We start from the raw sequence: 2,627 nt of genomic DNA on the forward strand, positions 1-2,627 counted from the left end.
ATCAAAAACAGCAGGTCGCTTGATTCTCATACACCAGATTTGACTATAGCTCGGAACTGCCTTTTTGTTGAAAATCTGATTGATGGCGGCTTTGTCGGTGGCGCTGAGTATCACCGTGAAAGCCGTGACGGAAGTGATCTCGACATTGCTGCTATCCGTCAAAGTATAAGTTGTGTTGCCTTCGCCGGTGAAAGTGAGCTTATTGGCGGTAATGTCGTTCGTGGCACCGCTGGCTTTGACGAAATTTGTTCCGGTGACGATCAGGCTTCCTGTACTGGCATCGTAAGTGGCGGATGTGATGGTTGGCGTCTGCACATTGCTGACCGTGACTGCATTACCCGTGGTATCCGCGTTGCCGGTTTGCGCAGGATTCCAGTCAGCGGCGGCGGCGAGGTTAAACGTTGTAGCGTCGACGGCGGAGGTGCCGTTCTTGTTCAGCATTCCTTCCACGTTGATCTGATCGGCGGCATTCAGCGCAACGGTAAATTGAGTGGCTGAATCGATTTCAACGTTCGATGAAGTCAGCGTATAAGTCGATCCTCCTTGTCCGGTCAGCGTCAGTTTTGAAACATTGATATCGTTGAGCGCGCCGCCTGTAGCAGCCAAGTTGGTGGCGGTCACAACCAATGAGTTGGTGCTGGCGTTGTAAGTGGCCGAGGTGATCGTGGGAGGGACAACTGCTACTGAGATGTCAATATCGTCAACGGTAAGTTCTACCGCACTACCAAAAACAAAACGTATTTCATCAATATTGTTAAATGCAGAGTTAAATGTCAGCAATCCACTATATTCTGTTCCTGCATTTCCTTGCTGCGCATAACTGATGTTTCCAGCTGCATCGCTGGTGGTTAAATTGACTGCTTCCGCACTAACGATTAATGCATTATCCCGGTATCCGGAAATGGTCAAAGAACTTGAGGCGCCACTTGGGCCATTGTCAATCTTGAATGAATTGAGTTGAAAATCGGAGCCATCCGAAGATTTGAAATAGAAATTGGTTACACCAATACCGCCATAATTGGAAATAATGGATCGTCCGCCGGATTGATTCAGAAGCACGGGAAGTTCTGCAGAATTGGCATTGGCGAAATCAACTGCACTACTGGCACCGAATGTCCATCCGCTATAGGTGGCCGAAGTAACGCCATTGTGAGTGATTAGCGAACCGCTGTCAAAATTTGTAGTCGTCATTGCGTGGCTCCTTTGAATGTTTTAAAACTACAGAATAATCGTTGCTTTTGAAAATACGTCACTTAAGCGTTATCGTTTTTCGGGCGATCGTTTGATACCGGTGCGATTAAATTTCATCAAAAGGCTTCTACCTAATTTTCCTGCAGATGCTGTGCAACTTTCTGGTCGAGTTCGGCTAGCCATGTTTGTGGCATCACGGCCAGTATTTGTTCCAAGATCTCCTTTGCTGCTGTGATCTCTTCACTATTCTCGGAGCGTTGTATCGTTGCTGACAACCACAAATAGGCCTTTGCCAGATGTTCTGCGGACAGTTGATTTGTTTTTGGATCGGGTTCGGTATGATAAAAATGTTTCCCTGCCTGAAAATAAGCCGGAACATATTTGAGCGCGGCGGCTTGTTCAAACATTTGCCTGATTTCTTTGGGCGTATGCTTGGCCGATAAATCGGTCTGCAGGATGAGACCCAAATAATAGAAAGCTTCGGGCGCTTGTTTTTGCGCTGCGGTTGCAAACCAGTGTTGAGCTTTTTGTATATCCTGAATTGCTAAGTCGCCTTGCATATAAAACTTTCCCATCCATATCTGCGCGGGGATGGAGCCTTGCTGTGCAGCCGGGCGGCAAAGTTCCAGAGCTTTAACAGGATCTTTGGGAAAACCTCTGCCGGTCATTAACAGATTGGCGAGATGGCAGTAAGAATGAATGTGTCCTGCCTGGGCTGCTTTTTGGAACCAGTTGGCTGCTGCTACGGGGTCTTCCGGATGATGCGTGCCTTGCTCAAAACACACGCCGGTTAAATGCTGGGCTGTCGGGATGCCGTTCTGCCCCGCTTTTTCGAACCACTGGCAAGCAGCGACTGGGTCGGTTTCGCGTCCCCAGCCATTGTGATAGAAAAGACCCAGCGAAAATTGTGCCAGGCCATTGTTGTCATGCACGGCGACATCAGAATACCCGCTAAAAGCTTTTTCATAATTGCCCGATGCCAGTGCATCTTGGGCATTCTTCATGGCCAGGCTGTTGCTTGTTTGTCCTTCTGCGCCGCTCACTTTATCTGCCAGAGCGTCAGACAGAAAAGTCGCGGCGCACAGAAACACCCATAACGCTATTTTCATTTTTTGCCGGTGGGCTTGCGATCCAGTATCAAAGCGCCAAACTAAACCAAGTTATGGCCGCGAAGGATAAACGCCATTCCAGGCAATAATGCAATTCACAACAGTATATGGTTGCATGATCGAGAATGGTTGAGAGCCCCCGGTCATGCCAATATCGACGTTGGTGCTGGTCGTGGTGACGATATTAAGTCCATTCAGCGTAGTCTCGATCGAAGCGGGGTTCATACTCACATTCGGTGCAGCAGCAGAATAAGCAGCGCCCAATCCTTTGGCATTAGAGGTGGTCACACTTGATTGGACAGTTTTTCCCATATTTTAAGTGGAAAT

General features: G+C 48.3%; 2 protein-coding genes and 1 pseudogene. All 3 read right to left on the reverse strand.

What is annotated here, in order from left to right:
• Positions 1 to 1,191, reverse strand: a pseudogene (locus tag QZV86_RS13615) (DUF4214 domain-containing protein); the annotation flags it as partial.
• A 131-nt stretch (positions 1,192 to 1,322) separates the two neighbouring features.
• Positions 1,323 to 2,300, reverse strand: a complete 978-nt coding sequence (locus QZV86_RS13620) for a tetratricopeptide repeat protein (protein ID WP_295629250.1) — start codon at positions 2,298 to 2,300, stop codon at positions 1,323 to 1,325.
• A gap of 51 nt (positions 2,301 to 2,351) precedes the next feature.
• The gene (locus QZV86_RS13625) at positions 2,352 to 2,588 is read right to left on the reverse strand and encodes a hypothetical protein (RefSeq protein WP_295629255.1); all 237 of its coding nucleotides are present in this window, start codon (positions 2,586 to 2,588) and stop codon (positions 2,352 to 2,354) included.
• Positions 2,589 to 2,627 lie beyond the last annotated feature (39 nt).

Origin of the sequence: uncultured Nitrosomonas sp. (genome assembly GCF_902826915.1) — a bacterium.
Lineage (GTDB): Bacteria > Pseudomonadota > Gammaproteobacteria > Burkholderiales > Nitrosomonadaceae > Nitrosomonas.